A 19,136-nucleotide genomic window follows, 5' to 3' on the forward strand; every position below is an offset into this window, starting at 1 on the left:
ACGCAAATATTATTTCATTCTTAACGTTTAAATTGCGTGCAGTAGCATTTCGTGCAAGGTGGTAAAGGGTCTGTGTTAATTTCTAAAAACACTCTATGTCCGCACTGAGCACAGAAATAGAAGCCTGTTCCGGGTTTTTCGCCAGCTGTTACCATGATTACATTCCTATAATCGTATATATATTAAACAGGAATATAACCCAGTTAGAGTGAATGTCAATTGTCCATTTCACCCGATGATGATGGCATAAATGCAAAAAATGTTATTTGTACGATTTATCTTACACAGATTTAGGGATTTAGCGGATTGGCGACACCCTGCTTTTTTTCTAATATGAACTCATACAGGAACAGGATGTTCCGGAACATAAAACAACAATAATAGGTTCATGCATCAGGACGTGAGATACGACAGGAGTCATATCTAGCAACCAAATACGAAAAAGCCCGACAGGATGTCGGGCTTTTTTTTATTTAAAACAATTATGATTTTGAAACCAAATTAAAATATAAAATTATTTCAATTAGAGTGGGTTTAAAAAATATTTATTTCTCTACAAAAGTTGCTTTTACTCTTTTAGAAAACAACATATATGGGCGAATTCAAACATGAGGTGCGACAGTTTCAAAAGCCATATGATAATCAACAAGCTGAGCAAATTTCTCTAATGGTGTAAGCCAATCTAACGCCTTTCTAGGACGAGTATTCAGTGACATGGCAACTTGATTTAAATAATGCTGATCTGCCTGATTTAAATCAATCCCTTTAGGTAAATATTGCCTAATTAAACCATTCATATTTTCGCATGTGCCTTTTTGCCAGGGTGAATGTGGGTCACAGAAATATACATCTATGCCTAAATCTTCTTCGAGTATTTTATGTTCTGACATCTCACGTCCACGGTCATAGGTCAACGTTTTACGCAGTTCTGCAGGTAAATATTTCAGAGCTTCAGTTAAAGCCTTGCGCACTGATTCTGCCTTTGCATCAGGTAATGTTGCCAAGATACAGAGCCGTGTATTTCGTTCAATAAGTGTTGCTATCGAACTTTTATTGTCTTTACCTTTAATTAAATCAGCTTCCCAATGACCCGGTATTTTTCTTTCTTGAACTTCGGCTGGGCGCTCATGAATAGTTTTAATATCCTGTAATATAGAATCTTTTTTAGGTTCACCGTTAGCTTTTCGCTTTTTATTTTCATGACGTAGACAGGATAATAAGTCTTTTTTCAACTCACCCTTGGGTAATGCTCGTATCGTTGAATAAATCGTTGTATGGCTTACATTCATTGTTTGATCCAAATCAGGAAATGTCTTTAAACGCTTTGCTATTTGCTGAGGAGACCATAAACAACGGATCGCTTCAACAATAAATTTCCAGAGGATTGAATCGATTTTGAGTTTTCTGTGACCACGTCTACGTCTAGCAAAAGTGTTATCAGAAGCATATTGAGCTTGATAAACGTCATTGATGCTATTTCTTTTAAGCTCACGATAGATCGTACTAGGATGTCTTTTAATAAGTTCAGCAAATTTTCTGGCTGAAAAGCCTTCTTTTCTTGACTCAAGCATTAATGCAGTACGATCTTCAAAGTTAAGATGATGGTATGACAATTTTATATACTCCATAAACCCTTTAAATTAATTAGGTGGTTTATGTCGCACTTCAAGTTTTACTCTGCCATGGAATCCAAATCATTCCATAAAAGATACTTCTCATAAGCTCCTTTGAAGTATCGTTATCAAAAACTTCTTCATTAGGTAATATTAATTTTATTAATGATGCATCCACAAGAATAAGAATTATAATTAGAACGCAAAATGATATAAATAATTTTGGAAAAATAGAATGTTTTCTAAAGAATAAGTATAGCAAAATAAAGGAAATTAAGACTAAAAATATATTAACTGCTATTTCCCAAAAAAGATAATATTTCCAAAGTGGATGATAGTATGGAGAGTCAACTGAAGTTAATAAATTAAACACCCCTTCTGAAAACACAGGATAGTAATTCTGGTAACCAGTTACAATCAGCCTAATAGGAGAAATAATTAAGGCTATCCCAACTAAAGTTAACCAACCACCTAATCCTTTTAATTTATTAATCTCATTCATCTTAATTATTAAGTACTAAATATAAGTTTGATTTATATTATATTAATTTTATTTTTTCAACAAATAAGCCCCACTATTATGGGGCTTATTTAGTTATTTTAATGGCTAAGCCACTTGGCCTTCTAAAAAGTCTTGCGCAAAACGCTGTAATACACCGCCCGCTTCATATACAGACACTTCTTCTTCTGTATCTAAACGGCAAGTCACAGGTACTTCAAGAATCTCTTCTTTACCATCTGCTGTGGCACGTTCAATCACTAAAGTTAAAGTCGAACGCGGCGCAATATTACCAATCACGCTGTAAAGCTCTGTACCATCTAGTTTTAAAGTCTTGCGGTTTACGCCAGGTTTAAACTCAAGTGGTAACACGCCCATGCCCACCAAGTTAGTACGGTGAATACGCTCAAAACCTTCTGCCACAATCGCTTCAACACCAGCAAGGCGTACACCTTTTGCAGCCCAGTCACGGCTTGAACCCTGACCGTAGTCAGCACCCGCGATAATGATTAACGGTTGCTTACGGTTCATGTAGGTTTCAATCGCTTCCCACATACGCATCACTTCGCCTTCTGGCTCTACACGCGCTTTTGAACCTTGCTTAATGGTACCGTCTGAACGAACCACCATTTCGTTATAGAGTTTCGGGTTGGCAAATGTTGCACGTTGTGCAGTCAAGTGGTCACCACGGTGGGTTGCGTATGAGTTGAAGTCGTCTTCTGGTACGCCCATTTTGTGAAGGTATTCACCCGCAGCCGAGTCCATCAAAATAGCATTTGAAGGCGATAAGTGGTCGGTGGTGATGTTGTCACCCAAAATCGCAAGCGGACGCATGTTCGCCAAAGTACGTGGTGCAGCCAACGCCCCTTCCCAATATGGTGGACGGCGGATGTAAGTACTTTGCGGACGCCAGTCGTAAAGTGGGCTTTTCGCTTGTTCAACTTCGCCCAAGTCAAACATTGGAATGTAGACTTTACGGAACTGTTCAGGCTTCACGGCTTCTTTAACTAAGGCATCAATTTCAGCGTCAGATGGCCAAATGTCTTTGAGGTAAATCGGGTTACCTTCTTTGTCATGACCTAACGCATCTTTTTCGATGTCAAAACGAATCGTGCCCGCAATTGCATACGCCACAACAAGCGGTGGAGATGCCAAGAATGCTTGTTTTGCATAAGGATGGATACGACCATCGAAGTTACGGTTACCAGACAGTACTGCTGTTGCGTACAAGTCACGGTCAATAATTTCTTGTTGAATGACTGGATCTAACGCACCAGACATACCGTTACACGTCGTACAAGCGTAAGCCACAATACCAAAACCAAGTTGCTCTAAGTCTTTTAGAACACCCGCTTCTTCAAGGTAAAGTGCAGCCGCTTTTGAACCCGGTGCAAATGATGATTTCACCCAAGGTTTACGAACTAAACCTAGCTCATTTGCCTTACGTGCCAATAAACCTGCCGCCACGGTGTTACGTGGGTTAGAGGTATTGGTACATGAAGTAATTGCAGCAATAATAATTGCGCCATCTGGCATTAAGCCATCAGAACGGTTTTCAACAACACCCGCAATACCTTTTTCTTTTAAGTCCGCAGTTGAAACACGTGCATGTGGGTTTGATGGACCAGCAATGTTACGTGTGACTGTCGACAGGTCAAAACGTAGTACACGTGGGTACTCTGCTTTGGTCATGTCAGATGCCCAAAGGCCAATTTCTTTTGCGTACTGTTCAACCAATGCCACTTGAGCATCTTCACGACCTGTTAAGCGTAAGTAGTCAATCGTGTTTTGGTCGATGTAGAACATCGCAGCCGTAGCGCCATACTCTGGAGTCATGTTCGAAATGGTTGCACGGTCGCCTACAGACATGCTATCAGCACCTTCACCAAAGAACTCAAGATAAGCACCAACAACGCGCTCTTTACGCAAGAACTCAGTTAGAGCTAGTACGATATCTGTTGCAGTAATACCTGCCTGACGCTGACCAACAAACTCAACACCAATAATGTCTGGCAGACGCATCCAAGATGCGCGGCCTAACATTACGTTTTCAGCTTCTAAGCCACCCACACCCACAGAAATTACGCCTAAAGCGTCTGTATGTGGTGTGTGTGAGTCTGTGCCTACACATGTGTCTGGGAATGCCACGCCATCACGCGCCTGAATCACCGGAGACATTTTCTCTAGGTTAATCTGGTGCATAATGCCATTCCCCGCAGGGATCACATCGACATTTTTAAATGCTGTTTTAGTCCACTCAATAAAGTGGAAACGGTCTTCGTTACGGCGGTCTTCAACAGCACGGTTTTTTGCAAAAGCGTCTGGGTCAGCACCACCATATTCCACTGCTAAAGAGTGGTCGACAATGAGTTGTGTTGGTACAACTGGGTTAACTTTAGATGGGTCGCCACCTTTGTCAGCAATCGCATCACGCAAGCCTGCAAGGTCAACCAATGCAGTTTGGCCTAGGATGTCATGACACACCACACGTGCAGGGTACCAAGGAAAGTCCAAGTCCTGACGGCGCTCAATTAACTGCGTTAAATAAGCAGTTAAGTTCTCGGCATCGGCACGGCGTACCAATTGCTCTGCGAGTACTTTTGAGGTGTAAGGCAGTTTTTCGTATGCGCCTGGCTGAATATCTTCAACGGCTTGACGCACGTCGTAATATTCAAGCTGGGTACCTGCCAGCGGTTTACGGTATTTTGTGTTCATTAACCACGCTCCGCCAATGGTTTGAATTTGAGGTTTTCAGGGCCTGTGTAGTTCGCGCTTGGACGAATGATTTTGCCGTCTTGGCGTTGTTCAATCACGTGCGCTGACCAACCTGCTGTACGTGCAATTACGAACAATGGTGTGAACATAGCAGTTGGAACACCCATTAAGTGATAGCTCACCGCACTGAACCAGTCGAGGTTCGGGAACATGTTTTTCACTTCTTTCATCACTGCTTCTAAACGTTCAGCGATGAGGTACATTTTGGTGTTCTCTTGTGCTTCTGCTAAGTCATGCGCAACTTTCTTGATGACTTCGTTACGTGGGTCAGAAACTGTATATACAGGGTGACCGAAACCGATCACAACTTCTTTATTTTCAACACGTTTACGGATGTCAGCTTCTGCTTCGTCTGCGTTGTCGTAACGTTGTTGAATTACGAATGCAACTTCGTTCGCACCACCGTGCTTAGGTCCACGAAGTGCACCAATACCACCTGTAATTGCCGAGTACATGTCAGAACCTGTACCTGCAACCACACGTGACGTAAATGTAGACGCGTTAAACTCATGCTCAGCATACAAAATAAGTGAAGTATGCATTGCTTGAATCCATTCTTCAGATGGTTTTTCGCCATGAAGTAAATGTAAGAAATGCGCTGCAATTGAGTCGTCATCTGTTTCAGTTTCAATACGGCGACCGTTGTTGCTGAAGTGGTACCAATAAAGCAGCATTGAGCCTAGGCTTGCCATTAATTTATCAGCAATGTCTTTTGCGCCCGCTTCGTTGTGGTCTTCGTGTTCTGGTGTTAAACAACCTAGCACTGATACACCTGTACGCATCACATCCATTGGGTGTGCAGACGGTGGTAATTGTTCAAGTGCTGTTTTAAGTGCTGCTGGTAAGCCACGAAGTGCTTTTAATTTTGCTTTATAGGCTTTGAGCTCAGCTTTGTTTGGTAATTTGCCATGTACAAGCAAGTGAGCAACTTCTTCAAACTCGCTACCTGCCGCAAGGTCAAGAATGTCATAGCCACGATAGTGCAAGTCGTTACCGCTACGTCCTACGGTACACAGTGCTGTGTTGCCTGCAACTTGTCCGCTAAGTGCAACTGATTTTTTTGGTTTGAAGCCTGTTGTTGTTTCATTTGAGCTCATAAGATTTTCCTTTCCTATCTATCTGAATTTGTTGTTTGTTCAATTTTCACTTGGATAAAACCACGACAGCGTCTTGCCGAGTTCTCATCCAATTTTCTGATTAACCTGCGGTTCGCCTTACTTTTCACGGATGAAAAGTAAGCAAAAATCATTTGTTGGGCTGACGATATATCCCTATATCGCAGTCCAACGTAGCGGCATCCATGCCGCCCTCACGATAGCCAAGACCATCGCTTCCCCTTCTTTTAAAAGAGGGCTTGTTTATTTCTTTTTAGCAAATGCGTTGTCTAAGTAGTCTTCAAACGCATAGTAGTTAATGCGTTCATATAACTCTTTACGCGTTTGCATAATATCAACCACGTTCTTTTGCGTACCTTCTTTACGTAAGGTTTCATACACAGTTTCAGCTGCCTTGTTCATGGCACGGAAAGCAGATAACGGATAAAGCGCAAGGCTTACATCGGCAGATGCTAACTCTTCAGTGGTAAACAGTGGTGTAGAACCAAACTCAGTAATATTTGCCAAAATCGGTGCGCCAGTCTTCTGAGCAAATTGCTTGTACATATCAAGCTCGGTAATTGCTTCAGGGAACAACATGTCTGCACCCGCTTCAATGTAGGCACCCGCACGGTCAATTGCAGCTTGTAAGCCATCTACTGCCAATGCATCGGTACGTGCCATAATCACGAAGCTGTCATCACCACGTGCATCGACTGCAGCTTTAATACGGTCAACCATTTCTTCTTGAGTCACAATGGCTTTGTTCGGACGGTGACCACAACGTTTTGCGCCCACTTGGTCTTCAATGTGCATTGCCGCAGCACCAAACTTGATGAGTGCTTTTGTTGTACGTGCAATGTTAAATGCAGAAGCGCCAAAACCTGTGTCCGCATCGACCAATAATGGAAGATCACATACATCGGTAATACGGCGTACGTCTGTCAACACATCATCAAGGTTACTAATTCCCAAATCAGGTAAACCTAAAGAACCAGCGGCTACACCACCACCTGATAAGTAAATCGCTTTATAACCTGCACGTTTTGCCAAAAGTGCATGATTGGCGTTAATGGTTCCAACCACTTGTAATGGCTTTTCTTGGGCTACTGCATCGCGAAATAGCTGACCTGCGGATTGTTTAGCCATTGTTATGTTCTCCTTGTGCTTGTAGCAGTGTTTGCTCAATAATTTTGTAAGAAGCATTGATATGTCGATGCATGAGCAGCTCGGCAAGTTCACCATCACCTTCTGCAATTGCATCTAAAATACGGATGTGTTCGTCCCAAGCTTTGCTCGGTCGATCAGGTGTGTTTGAAAACTGAATTCGGTACATACGAATGAGGTGATAAAGCTCATCACATAGCATTTTTTCTAGGGTTTTATTGCCACTACTTTTGATAATGCAGTAGTGAAAATCGTCCTGCCCTTCTTGCAAGTAATATCCTTTACCTGCTTTAAAGTTTTCATCTTCAGCATGCATACGCAAAACATCACGCAGCGCCAAAATTTGCTTTTTATCAATATGCTGTGCCGCAAGTTTGCAAGCCAAACCTTCTAAAGACGCACGAATCTGGTAAAGCTCTTTAAACTGTTGCAGTGAGAGCGAAACCACGCGCGCGCCCACATGTGCAGTACGCTCAACCAAACGTTGCCCTTCAAGGCGATGAATCGCTTCACGCAAAGGCCCACGGCTAATGCCATAAGTCCGTGCCAGTTCAGGCTCAGAAATTTTGCTACCTGCCGGAATTTGACCCAAAACAATCGCCGTCTGTATTTGTTTAAATACATTCTCGGTCAGTGTTCTTCCCTGACTTTGTAGTGGCTCTGGTGCGAAGGTCAAATCTTGCATATTGTCGACAATTTTTAATCAATTATGGCTTTTATAGCGGTATGAATGAAAAAAATCAAGGTGATTGTTGACACTTTACAGAACGCATCAGGTCAATTTTTATCATTTGGCCTGTCATTTCACCTTATATTTATAGTATTACACCACTTTCCAATTTGTATTTATAAAACAGTTAGTTAATATTATTTTACCTATAAATTTATCGCACTTTTTTAGCTGCTTTTCGATCGCTAATCTTTTGTTTCAAACTTTAGTCTACAACCAATGTATTACAGCAAGATTGTAGACAATCTGCTTGAATGAAAGCATGAGTTATAAATTAGTATCTATTTACCGTAATTTCTTTTAAAACTTTTTATTATTTTCAGCCAGAAAATATCGATATTAGTGAAATTATCAGGTGCTTCACGGTGGCTTTATTGATACATTATTGAACATCGACATAGTTGTGGCGTATTTTTCGAGACAGAAAAAACCCAGCACTATGCATATTGTTGAATGAAAGGACTTTTTTGATGTTTCAACATATCCCCCCATACGCAGGCGATCCAATTCTCTCTTTAATGGAACAGTTCAATGCTGATACTCGTTCTGAAAAAGTAAACTTGAGTATTGGTCTTTATTATAACGAAGACAGTATTGTTCCTCAGTTAGAGACCATTATTGAAGCGCAAAAGCGTATCGAGCCTAAAAACGGTAAAACCAAACTTTATTTGCCAATGGAAGGCTTCAAACCTTACCGTGAAGCAATTCAAGCACTTTTATTTGGTGCAAACAGCCCAGCAGTTAAAGCTGGCCGTGCTGTAACCATCCAAACACTTGGTGGTTCAGGCGCATTGAAAGTTGGTGCAGACTTCTTAAAAACTTATTTCCCAAATTCAGACGTTTGGGTAAGCCAACCAACTTGGGATAACCACGTTGCGATTTTCAATGGCGCTGGCATCAAAACTCATTTCTATCCATATTTCGACAACGAAACACGTGGTGTAGATTTTGACGGTATGTTGTCTACACTTAAAACTTTGCCTGAGCAAAGCATTGTGTTGTTGCACCCATGCTGCCACAACCCAACGGGTGCTGACTTAAACCCAGCACAGTGGGATCAAGTGATTGCAGTATTAAAAGACCGTAACCTTATTCCATTCCTAGACATCGCTTACCAAGGTTTTGGTGACGGTATGGAAGAAGATGCGTATGCAATCCGTGCTTTAGACCAAGCAGGTCTAAACTTCATTGTGAGCAACTCGTTCTCTAAAATCTTCTCTTTATATGGCGAGCGCGTTGGCGGCTTAACTTTCGTATGTGACGATGCAGAAGCTGCTCAGTGCACATTCGGTCAGTTAAAAGCGACTGTACGCCGTATTTACTCTAGCCCTCCTACAACAGGTGCTTGGTTAGTTGATGAAGTGTTAAATGACGCTGAACTTAACCAACAATGGCAAGGTGAAGTGAAAGAGATGCGTGAGCGTATTATTAAAATGCGTAGCATCTTGAAAGATGAACTCACTAAAGCATTACCAGACCGTGACTTTAGCTATCTTGTAAACCAAAAAGGTATGTTCAGCTACACAGGTTTAACTGCTGAACAAGTTGATATCTTGCGTGAAGAATATGCAATCTACTTAGTACGTAGTGGCCGTATTTGTGTAGCAGGCTTAAACATGAACAATGTTTACACTGTTGCAAAAGCGATGGCTGAAGTACTTGCTAAATCTGTAGAAGCTGCATAAGACATCTATTAAAAAGGCGCTTCGGCGCCTTTTTTTATGTCTCGATATTAAGATTTAGCTTTGCCCCAATATTTCAGTTTTGAGGTATGCCCAATCCCCACATTAAAGCTATTGGTTGGGTCGAGTTTTTGATAGAAGTTCGCTAATGCAGGTTTGGCAATGTAAAGATGCCCAACATTATGCTCTGCTGGATATTCAGCACGGCGCGCGTCTAACAACTTCCACATTTGATGTTCCATTTCTAACGGGTCATTGCCCTTTTTAAGAATATAGTCCTGATGGAACACATGGCAAAAGAAATGCCCATAATAGAGTTTATGGAGAATTTTATTTTCCATCTCGGCTGGCAGTTGCTCTACCCATTCTCGGTCATTACGACGTAACGCAATATCAAGCGCGACAATATCTTCAACTTCACTACGATGCGTATCACGATAACGAATTGCCGCTCCTGCAATCGCAAAACGGTGTAAGAACGCTTTTCGACCTTCCTCTTCACTACATACGAAATAGCTACCTGACTGGTGCACTGCAAAATATTCTTTTAAAAACTGCTCTGTCTGTACTTTTGAATTATTTTCAACACGTAAAACCAAATGATGCTCATAACGATCTCGATATTCGATCATACGCTTAGGCAAATGACTCGGTAAAAAGAAGGTAATGGCCTGTAAAATATGATCCGTTAAGCCTCTAATTTTAAATCGTTCTAAAAAGCCATCGACTTTATCTTTCATCGCAAAAGCTTTGGGAACATTGGCTGTACCAAACTTTTCAATAAATAAGAACGTGTCTTTTCCGTACTTTTCACCAATCAAGTAAGCATCTCGGTGAATATATTCGCCCGCAATTGGCAGGCTTGGTAGTGAGGTGAGTAAGTAACGGCGAATCGCTGTTAAATCATCGGCATCATTCGTACCTATATAAAAGACATTACTCTCTACTTTTTCATAAGTATCAAGGCGTACAGCAAACACACAGACTTTACCTGCCGAACCCGATGCCTCAAACAAACGTGACGGGTCTGCATTAAAACGAGCAGGTGTATCTTCATCAACTTGAGTCACATCATGCGCATAACGATGGTCAGATGCTTGTTTTTCGCTATCATCTAAAATATCTACGGCTTGATATTTCTGCTTCTCTAAACGAGTCAAAATTTCTTCAGGAGTCGAACCTAAATTCACCCCTAAATGGTTCACCAGTTCTAATTGACCAGCAGCATTCACCTGAGCATATAACGCTAGCTCAGTATAAGCCGGGCCACGGCGCACCAAAGCCCCCCCGGAGTTATTACACACACCGCCAAGTACCGATGCTCCAATACACGATGAACCAATTACTGAATGCGGTTCACGGTCATAGCCTTTTAAAATTTGTTCTAAATTATCTAAAGTCGCGCCCGGTAAACAAATCACTTGCTTACCGTCATGAATAACTTGAATGCCCTTTAAACGGCGCGTACTCATCACCAAAACAGGACGGTCATAGTCATCGCCATACGGCGTTGAACCACCAGTAAGTCCTGTATTGGCCGCCTGCATAATCACAATACAGTCTGCCTCAATAGCAGCTTGAAGCACCTGCCATTGCTCTAGCAATGTGCCCGGCACCACCACAGCAAGCACTTTCCCCTCACCAAAACGACGACCTTGACGATACTGACGCGTGCTTTGATCATCGGTCAAAACATGCGAACGCCCTACAATATTTTGTAAGTGTTCGATCACTGCTTGAGGAGAAAATGTTTGCATGATGGTTTCCTTTTGGTCATCCATATAAAATCTAGCTGTACCTTATGCATGCTAAAACTAGATCAGCACGACGGAGTCTTACTGTTTATAAGTAATTATGTAAGTAGTTCATTCTGTTACTTTGGTTTTGCCCAAAGTAACCAAAGGCATTGTCACTTACAAAACCTGTTCGCTGTATCCATTTTTCAATTTATATTGCAAAAACAAATTCTTGCTCATACCACGCAGGCTGTAAGTGACGCTTAGCACTAGCAGCTAATCTCTAGGTGTTAGATTTAATTCAAATTGGCTACGCGTTGGCGGCAGGGATGCCGCCTGTTGAGCAACTGTACAAGGAAGTACTGTTTGCTCAACAAAAGGTTTTTGGTTACTTTTGACCTTTCAAAAGTGACAAATGCCTATACGCAAAACATTAGCAAATCACCAAATTTTGAGGCTGTGCTTATTGCTTTACTTAAAAAGTTATTTCTTAAAAACCCTGTTTCATCGCCTGTACTAAACAATCCGCATTAATATCCGAAATCGACTTAGCACCTGTCAGCGTCATCGCAACACGCATTTCCTTATCAATCAAATCAAGTAAGTTCGACACACCTTGCCCACCTGCTGCTGCTAAGGCATAAACAAACGCACGGCCAAGTAAAACCGTATCGGCACCAAGAGCTAACATACGCACCACATCTAAACCATTACGAATACCAGAGTCAGCCAAAATTGCTAAATCACCTTTCACCGCATCAGCAATTGCAGGCAATGCACGAGCAGACGACATCACGCCATCTAACTGACGACCGCCATGATTCGACACCACAATCCCGTCAGCACCAAAACGCACAGCATCTTTGGCATCTTCAGGATCTAAAATACCCTTAATCACCATTGGGCCATCCCAAAACTCACGAATCCACTCAAGGTCTTTCCATGAAATCGAAGGGTCAAAGTTCGAGCCTAACCAGCCAATATAATCTTCAAGCCCAGTTGGTTTACCTAAATATTTAGAGATATTACCCAAGTCATGCGGACGCCCCATTAAGCCGACATTCCACGACCAATGTGGATGGAACATAGACTGCATATAACGGCGCATCGCAGCATTTGGTCCACTCATACCCGAATGGGCATCACGGTAACGTGCACCTGGCACAGGCATATCTACAGTAAACACAAGTGTTGAACAGCCTGCTGCTTTTGCACGTTCCAAAGCATTACGCATAAAACCACGGTCACGTAATACATAAAGCTGGAACCACATCGGGCGGTTAATTGCAGGTGCAACTTCTTCAATCGGACACACTGAAACCGTTGAAAGCGTAAATGGAATACCCTTCTTATCGGCTGCCATCGCGGCTTGCACTTCACCACGGCGTGCATACATACCTGTTAAACCAACTGGTGCCAATGCAACCGGCATCGACAATGTTTCGTTAAACAGTTTTGTCTCTAAACTTAACGCCGACATGTCGTTGAGCACACGTTGACGCAATGCAATTTCTGACAAATCTTGTACGTTACGCTTTAAGGTATATTCCGAATACGCTCCACCATCAATGTAATGAAATAAAAATGGAGGTAAGCGACGTTGTGCCGCAGCACGGTAATCATTGCCAGAAGAAATAATCATTTTGAATCAACTCTATTTAAACGGTTTGCACGTTTCTGGCGAGCTTCGTCTTCATCCAGAGAACGTACATGATTAATCACAAATTCAATATGACCGCAGACAGCTTGGCGTGCGGCCTCGGGATCTTTACGATCAATAGCATCCATCACCTGAAAATGCTGCTCGCTGAGCAAGTCACCATTTATGGGGTCGTTATAAACTTTTTTACGTCCCAACAAGACGTTGTATTGCAACAAATCAAATAGACTACGCATCATTTGAATCAGCACCACATTGTGAGATGCCTCTGCAATCGCTAAGTGGAATTCAGCATCGGCCACAGCAGCCTGTGCTGAGTCACCCGCATTTTGGTGGCGACTAATTTCATTAAAATAATGATGAATTTTGGCGCGATCTTCAGGTGTTGAGCGCAATGCGGCATACCATGCCGTGCCACCTTCAAGTAATAACCGCGCCTCTTGCACATCAAAACGGTACAGCGGATCTTCTTCAATCAAGTTACTAATTGGGTTCACAATCAATTGCTGTGGCCACTGTTCAGGTAACTGCTGAATATAAGTCCCATCGCCACGGCGGCTACTGAGCACCCCTTGACTATTGAGCTGTTGAATTGCTTCACGCAAAGACGGACGAGAAACTCCTAAGCTAGTTGCAAGCTGGCGTTCGGCAGGCAAACGGTCACCTTTTTTCATGTGACGCTCTTCAATTAATGCCTGCAATTTCATGACCACTTGATCGGAGATTCTCATCGCGTTTCCTTCACTGGAGTTATGGAATCATCCACGGAACCAGATAAGCCTGAACCGTAATAATGATGCCAACAAAGACAGTGAATATGATGCTATGTTTTACCGTGAAACGGAACAAGTCAGACTCTTTTCCAACTAAGCCTACCGCTGCACACGCAATCGCAATCGACTGCGGAGAAATCATCTTACCTGTCACACCACCACTGGTATTGGCAGCCACCAATAACACTTCTGGAATACCAATTTGCTGAGCTGTAGTCGCCTGTAATGCCGAGAACAAAGCATTTGAAGAGGTGTCTGAACCTGTAAGGAACACACCAAGCCAACCCAAAAATGGCGAGAAGAAAGTAAACGCATGACCCGTATGCGATAGAGCCAAAGCTAAAGTTGCAGATAAACCTGAATAGTTCGCAATAAAAGCAAATGCCAACACCATACCAATCGAGTAAATCGGTGTTTTTAACTCATTGATTGTTTCACCAAAAGTCGTTACAGCCTCACTTGCTTTCATTTTTAAGAAAATAGCAGTGATGATTGCGGCAATAAAAATTGCAGTACCTGTTGCAGAGAACCAGTCAAACTTATAAATCGCTTCATATGGCTTCATCTCTGCCACAATCGGTGGCATTTTTTCGACCAATTTATGCAAGTACGGCACTTCAAGTTTAAAAATCCAGTGCTCAAGAGCACCATCTTTTGCAAATAATGCTTTAAACGGCTTAACACTCCAGATGGTCACCATGACTGTTAAGATGGCAAATGGAGACCACGCCTTAGCAATTTTCCCAATACTGTAACGTTGAACCGTAGTAGGTTGCTGAGCTAAAGTCTGACCAGCTTCAGGCTCAAAACGGAAAATATGTTTTGGTTGCCAAACGCGGAACAGCACAGTTAAGCTCACCAAAGACGCAATTGCTGCGGTAATGTCTGGTAATTCAGGACCAATGAAGTTAGATGTAAGATATTGGGCAATCGCAAACGAACCACCACCAACGACGACCGCAGGCCAAGTTTCTTTAACACCACGCCAACCATCCATAATCGCCATAATCCAGAACAGCACAATCAGCGTTAAAAACGGCAACTGACGCCCAACCATCTGGCTAATTTCCATAGTGTCTACGCCTGACACCTGCCCTGCCACAATAATGGGAATGCCCATTGCACCAAATGCCACTGGCGCGGTATTTACAATCAAGCATAAACCAGCAGCGTAAAGTGGCTTAAAGCCTAAACCTACAAGGAGTGCAGCCGTAATTGCGACAGGAGCACCAAAACCTGCTGCTCCTTCCAGGAAAGTACCAAATGCAAAACCAACGAGTAACATTTGCAGACGTTGATCTTCAGTAATTGACAAAATGCTTGAGCGAATAACCTCAAACTGGCCTGTTTTTACCGAAATCTTGTATAGAAAAACTGCCCCAATAATGATCCATGAAATTGGCCATAGACCGTAGAAGAAACCATAAATAATAGACGCAAAGGCCATTTGACCCGGCATTTGATAGAAAAATAGTGCAATCAATAATGCAATAATGACTGTGCCTGTACCCGCGATACTGCCTTTTAAACGAAAAACAGCCAATGCCAAAAAGAAGAAAATAATCGGGATTAATGCAACCGCACTGGACAGCCAAATATTATTTAAAGGGTCATAAAGTTGTTGCCACATATTGAGCATTGTCATCTCCTTGAAATGCCGGGGCGATTTTTTGTACCTTAAATTCTTAAACATTCAACACAATTGGTATGACCAATTAAAAATTAAGTGCAAATGTTATTCCTTAAACCACAGATCGCATCATAAACACAGATATTGGCAAGATCAATCATTAAATACCTATCATAATTGGTAAGACCAATAGTACTAAGTAAAATCAAGCAATTTCTAATTTATAAATTTATTTATTAGACTAAAGTCGTAAAAATCTTTCTTATAAATTTAGATATGAATTACTGAAATGAAGTGAAAAATTTGAATATAAAAACTATAAACATACCTGTTTCATGATCTATGTATAATGTGCACACAACTCAAACCACATGTATTGAATTGAATAATGACTACTTTAACGTGTTTTAAAGCTTATGATATCCGAGGCAAACTCGGCACCGAATTGAATGAAGAAATCGCCTATAAAATTGGCCGCGCATACGGACAAATCTATAAACCAAAGACCGTGGTTGTAGGTTGTGATATTCGTCTAAGCAGTGAGGGTTTAAAACAAGCGACTATCCGCGGGTTAAATGATGCGGGTGTCAATGTTCTTGATTTAGGTATGACAGGTACTGAAGAAGTTTACTTCGCCGCTTTCCATTTAGATGTGCAAGGAGGTATCGAAGTTACTGCGAGCCATAACCCAATGGACTATAACGGCATGAAATTGGTTCGAGAAAATGCTCGTCCAATTAGCGCAGATACCGGTTTAAAAGAAATTCAGGCTTTAGCAGAAACCAATAACTTTGAAGAAGTTAGCCAAAAAGGTACAACTCAAAGTTATAACATTTTGCCTGAGTTCGTTGATCACCTAATCACCTATATTGAACCAGCAAAAATCCGCCCACTTAAGTTAGTGGTAAACGCGGGTAATGGTGCAGCTGGTCACGTGATTGATGCAATCGAAGAAAAATTTAAGGCGCTTAATGTACCAGTTGAATTTATTAAAATTCACCATGAAGCAGATGGTACTTTCCCAAATGGGATTCCTAACCCAATTTTAATTGAAAACCGTGACAGTACTCGAAATGCTGTTCTTGAGCATAAAGCAGATATGGGAATTGCTTGGGACGGCGACTTTGACCGCTGTTTCTTGTTCGATGAAAAAGGTCAATTCATTGAAGGCTACTATATTGTTGGTCTACTGGCTCAAGCTTTCTTGATTAAACAATCAGGTGAGAAAATTGTGCATGACCCACGTTTAGTGTGGAACACATTTGATATCGTAGATGAATATAAAGGTGTTGCTGTACAGTCAAAATCTGGTCACGCGTTCATTAAAGACGTTATGCGTGAACACAATGCGGTATATGGCGGTGAAATGAGTGCCCATCACTATTTCCGTGACTTTGCTTACTGTGATAGCGGTATGATTCCGTGGTTACTTACTGTTGCTCTACTTTCTGAAACAGGACAATCACTTTCAACACTCGTTGAAAATATGATTACCAAATTTCCTTGTAGTGGTGAAATCAACTTTAAAGTAGCTGATACACAAATCACTATTCAAAAGATTTTTGATTTCTATGCTGCTCAAAACCCGGAAATTGACCGTACCGATGGTGTAAGCCTCGACTTTGGTGCATGGCGTTTTAATGTACGTGCTTCAAATACCGAGCCTTTACTACGTCTCAACATTGAAAGCCGTGCAGACCGTCAAGCTCAGCCAATGCAGCATTATGTAGATGAATTGACTGGACTAATTCAGTCTTAATAGAGCTCATCTCAAAGAGATGGAACATTATTGTTCTATCTCTTTTTGGCTATTCTGCATAATTTTATAAGTATGATTATGTCCATCTAATACATCCTTATTTAGATTTTCATAACCTTTCAACAGCGCTTTTTTATCAAAATTACACGTTTGATTTTCATTAATAAATTTTTGGTGAATGGCACTAAAACAACTCGATACATCATCAACAAATTGATAGTAATCAGACAAAGGCAACCCTGCCAACTTTAATAGTTTTGGAGCAACGAAACTTGCAGAAATATAAGGCTGATTCAAGGGCTTCTTATCTAATTTATAATTGCTCCACACTACAAACGGTGTCTGATAATTTTTTAAATTAGTCCGCTCAGGATCATCTTTAAAAAATCCATAACTCTCATAAACTTCTTGTAGATTCGGTAAATGATCGCCAAAAGCCACTAAAATTGTTGGTCGATCTACTGTCTTTAAATATTCAGCGAGCTCTTTTAGCTTTTGGTTAGCACGTGCAGTTCCAGCAGTATAAGTACTTAATTTTTGCTTTTCATTTTCAGACAGCTCTTTGTTAAATTTATAATTTTGCTTACCAAAACGATCATCATTATACATTGGGTGATTTTCAACAGTAATCGCATAAATAAACTTTGGCTGTTCCTCACTCTCTTCTAAAGTAGACTTAATCGAATCAAAAATAAGATCATCTGTAGCCCATCCACCCAAGTTAAAAACTGTAGATCGATCTTTTTGGGCAATCATATTTTCAAGTGATATAAATTTATCGAAGCCTAAATCTGGATATACCTTATTGCGATTATAGTAATATCCATAGTTATTATGCATTGCAACTGTTTTATAACCAATTGAGTTTAAATAATAAGGCAGAGCATAAATTGGCTTTTTCAGTTTAGAAACATATAACAACTCATTTGGGAAAAAAGTTGTATTAAGGCTTGTAAGGACTTCAAACTCAACATTCGCAGTACCTCCTCCAAAAGAAGGAGACAATAAATTAGACACTTGATTTTGATGAACAAAAGATAGTAAGTCTTTTGATAAACCACTATCTAAATGGTGAGAATCCCAAAAAGATTCTTCCATCACAATAACAATGTTCGGATATTCCTTCTCATTGTCTTCTAAAGATTGAATAGAATGGTGTTGCTGCAAAATCTGCTGTATCTCTTGCTCAGATACTTTACGGTTAGGTAATAAAACACTGGTTACATTATCCAATACCTTAGATACGTAAAAAGTCACAAAACCATAATCTTGAATTTTTCGATAGTCTCCAATCCAGTCATTTCTCGTATTTGGAAATTCCTGTAAGCTGGCACAAATCATGGGTTTGTTTTCTGCAAAACACGCTCCCGTAGGGTTTTTAATAAAATTTAAGTAAACTAAACCACTCCCAAGCAATCCAAAAATAACAATATTGGGAACATAGGTATGAAAAGTAGCTTTACTCTCTTTACGTATGGCAATCAGGAGTACAATAAGAAAGAAAATAATGAGAGTAAAAAAGATAAGTTGTAAGTGCCAAGGCGTTGCCTTCATAGCCTCTGGAAGTAAAAAAATATCTTCCGGACTTAAATTACTAAATAAATATTGTTGCTTCTTTTTATTAATAAAATTTAAAAATATAACGAATAATTGACTTAAAAAAAGAGCTGTATACTTTCGGCCCACTATAATAAAAAATAGTTGAATTACTGCATAGTTAAAGAGAATTGAAAAAATAGCTTTTTCTGAAATCAAATAGCTATAAAACTTATCCCATGTCAAGTTCATATCCCATGCAACATATACACCTACGCAGGTGGATAAAAAGGCAATAAAGATAAATAAAAGCTGTTGACGTAAAAAAACCATGACGACAAAAAAGAGGCTAACAGGGGATTATGGCGAATACTAACATGAAAGTAGTCACAGCAACTGTAGCCTCTTTTTAGAAAAGAGTACTATCTGACTTTAAGAAAGATATATAACTGATATTTAGAAAAATTAAATAATCAACTTTT

At 40.8% G+C, this 19,136-nt stretch carries 15 protein-coding genes; 3 read left to right on the forward strand and 12 right to left on the reverse strand.

Going from position 1 to position 19,136, the window contains the following annotated elements; all coding sequences use genetic code 11:
• Nucleotides 1-20: 20 nt before the first annotated feature.
• The 7 genes from F985_RS26035 to F985_RS24420 all read right to left on the reverse strand — a co-directional run bounded on the left by F985_RS26035 (nucleotide 21) and on the right by F985_RS24420 (nucleotide 7,833).
• Nucleotides 21-155 (reverse strand): zinc ribbon-containing protein, encoded by a 135-nt coding sequence (locus tag F985_RS26035; RefSeq protein ID WP_001983336.1) that lies wholly within the window; start codon nucleotides 153-155, stop codon nucleotides 21-23.
• Nucleotides 156-602: 447 nt separating this feature from the next.
• Nucleotides 603-1,628, reverse strand: coding sequence for an IS30-like element ISAba125 family transposase (locus F985_RS24395; protein WP_001988464.1), 1,026 nt, complete (start codon nucleotides 1,626-1,628; stop codon nucleotides 603-605).
• 37 nt (nucleotides 1,629-1,665) lie between these two features.
• The gene (locus F985_RS24400; RefSeq protein WP_004706030.1) at nucleotides 1,666-2,115 is read right to left on the reverse strand and encodes a DUF2569 domain-containing protein; all 450 of its coding nucleotides are present in this window, start codon (nucleotides 2,113-2,115) and stop codon (nucleotides 1,666-1,668) included.
• A gap of 105 nt (nucleotides 2,116-2,220) precedes the next feature.
• Nucleotides 2,221-4,827 carry a Fe/S-dependent 2-methylisocitrate dehydratase AcnD gene (gene acnD / locus F985_RS24405; protein WP_004706032.1) on the reverse strand — a complete coding sequence of 869 codons (2,607 nt, stop codon included), beginning with the start codon at nucleotides 4,825-4,827 and terminating at the stop codon, nucleotides 2,221-2,223.
• The gene (gene prpC, locus F985_RS24410) at nucleotides 4,827-5,984 is read right to left on the reverse strand and encodes a bifunctional 2-methylcitrate synthase/citrate synthase (protein ID WP_004706035.1); all 1,158 of its coding nucleotides are present in this window, start codon (nucleotides 5,982-5,984) and stop codon (nucleotides 4,827-4,829) included. The genes acnD and prpC overlap by 1 nt, the downstream gene beginning before the upstream one ends.
• A 261-nt stretch (nucleotides 5,985-6,245) precedes the next feature.
• Nucleotides 6,246-7,130, reverse strand: coding sequence for a methylisocitrate lyase (prpB, locus tag F985_RS24415; RefSeq protein ID WP_004706036.1), 885 nt, complete (start codon nucleotides 7,128-7,130; stop codon nucleotides 6,246-6,248).
• Nucleotides 7,123-7,833: a GntR family transcriptional regulator gene (locus tag F985_RS24420; protein WP_001153627.1), complete on the reverse strand. Its 711-nt coding sequence runs from the start codon at nucleotides 7,831-7,833 to the stop codon at nucleotides 7,123-7,125. The genes prpB and F985_RS24420 overlap by 8 nt, the downstream gene beginning before the upstream one ends.
• Before the next feature lie 45 nt (nucleotides 7,834-7,878).
• Between F985_RS24420 and F985_RS25565 the strand changes: the two genes are divergently transcribed.
• Complete coding sequence (locus F985_RS25565; RefSeq protein ID WP_081401430.1) at nucleotides 7,879-8,013, forward strand: hypothetical protein; 135 nt, start codon at nucleotides 7,879-7,881, stop codon at nucleotides 8,011-8,013.
• 335 nt (nucleotides 8,014-8,348) lie between these two features.
• Nucleotides 8,349-9,563, forward strand: coding sequence for an amino acid aminotransferase (locus tag F985_RS24425; RefSeq protein WP_004706039.1), 1,215 nt, complete (start codon nucleotides 8,349-8,351; stop codon nucleotides 9,561-9,563).
• 47 nt (nucleotides 9,564-9,610) lie between these two features.
• Here the strand turns inward: F985_RS24425 and dld are convergent, their stop codons facing one another.
• From dld to lldP, 4 genes are all read right to left on the reverse strand, one after another.
• On the reverse strand, nucleotides 9,611-11,317 hold the full coding sequence (gene dld, locus F985_RS24430; protein ID WP_004706042.1) for a D-lactate dehydrogenase: 1,707 nt from the start codon (nucleotides 11,315-11,317) through the stop codon (nucleotides 9,611-9,613).
• 469 nt (nucleotides 11,318-11,786) lie between these two features.
• Complete coding sequence (gene lldD / locus F985_RS24435; RefSeq protein WP_004706043.1) at nucleotides 11,787-12,938, reverse strand: FMN-dependent L-lactate dehydrogenase LldD; 1,152 nt, start codon at nucleotides 12,936-12,938, stop codon at nucleotides 11,787-11,789.
• A complete protein-coding gene (lldR, locus tag F985_RS24440; RefSeq protein ID WP_004706044.1) occupies nucleotides 12,935-13,687 on the reverse strand; it encodes a transcriptional regulator LldR in 753 nt (250 codons plus the stop codon). Before lldR ends, lldD begins: the two co-directional genes overlap by 4 nt.
• A gap of 19 nt (nucleotides 13,688-13,706) precedes the next feature.
• The gene (lldP, locus tag F985_RS24445) at nucleotides 13,707-15,374 is read right to left on the reverse strand and encodes an L-lactate permease (protein ID WP_171063687.1); all 1,668 of its coding nucleotides are present in this window, start codon (nucleotides 15,372-15,374) and stop codon (nucleotides 13,707-13,709) included.
• Between the two features lie 373 nt (nucleotides 15,375-15,747).
• Here lldP and F985_RS24450 point away from each other — a divergent pair, with 373 nt between their 5' ends.
• Nucleotides 15,748-17,118 carry a phosphohexomutase domain-containing protein gene (locus F985_RS24450; RefSeq protein WP_004706049.1) on the forward strand — a complete coding sequence of 457 codons (1,371 nt, stop codon included), beginning with the start codon at nucleotides 15,748-15,750 and terminating at the stop codon, nucleotides 17,116-17,118.
• Nucleotides 17,119-17,145: 27 nt separating this feature from the next.
• Here the strand turns inward: F985_RS24450 and F985_RS24455 are convergent, their stop codons facing one another.
• Nucleotides 17,146-18,807 carry an LTA synthase family protein gene (locus F985_RS24455; protein ID WP_081401437.1) on the reverse strand — a complete coding sequence of 554 codons (1,662 nt, stop codon included), beginning with the start codon at nucleotides 18,805-18,807 and terminating at the stop codon, nucleotides 17,146-17,148.
• Between the last annotated feature and the right edge of the window lie 329 nt (nucleotides 18,808-19,136).

Source organism: Acinetobacter seifertii (assembly GCF_000368065.1).
Classification (GTDB): domain Bacteria; phylum Pseudomonadota; class Gammaproteobacteria; order Pseudomonadales; family Moraxellaceae; genus Acinetobacter; species Acinetobacter seifertii.